This is a genomic window from Microvirga sp. 2MCAF35 (assembly GCF_052115545.1).
Lineage (GTDB): Bacteria > Pseudomonadota > Alphaproteobacteria > Rhizobiales > Beijerinckiaceae > Microvirga.
In genome coordinates this window covers 1-390 of record NZ_JBFRGW010000117.1, presented here as the reverse complement: position 1 = coordinate 390, position 390 = coordinate 1, and the positions used below count along the sequence as shown (strand labels likewise).

The 390-nt window shown below is 69.2% G+C and carries 1 protein-coding gene; it reads left to right on the top strand.

The genetic code is table 11. The features are described from left to right. Positions 1-390 (top strand): calcium-binding protein (locus AB4097_RS21550; RefSeq protein ID WP_442043351.1); only part of this gene is annotated, 390 nt, incomplete at both ends.

The window sequence follows — 390 nt, the reverse complement described above, 5'->3', positions numbered from 1 at the left end:
ACGTGGTCGGCGGCTCGGGCAACGACACGGTCTATGGCTCGGCCGACGCCAACGAGCTCAACGGCCAGGACGGCAACGACATCCTGGCGGGTGCCGACGGGGCCGACACCCTCTGGGGTGGCAATGGCAACGACTGGCTCGAGGGCGGCAACGGTAACGATCTCGTGGCCGGTGGCTTGGGTGCCGACACGCTCAGCGGCGGCGCTGACATCGACACGCTCGTCTATGATGGGGCGGAGGTGGCTCTGGTCGACCTGCGCACCGGCTACACCGCCGGTCAGGCGGCGGGCGACGTGATCAGCGGCTTCGAGAACGTGGTCGGCGGCTCGGGCAACGACACGGTCTATGGCTCGGCCGACGCCAACGAGCTCAACGGCCAGGACGGCAACG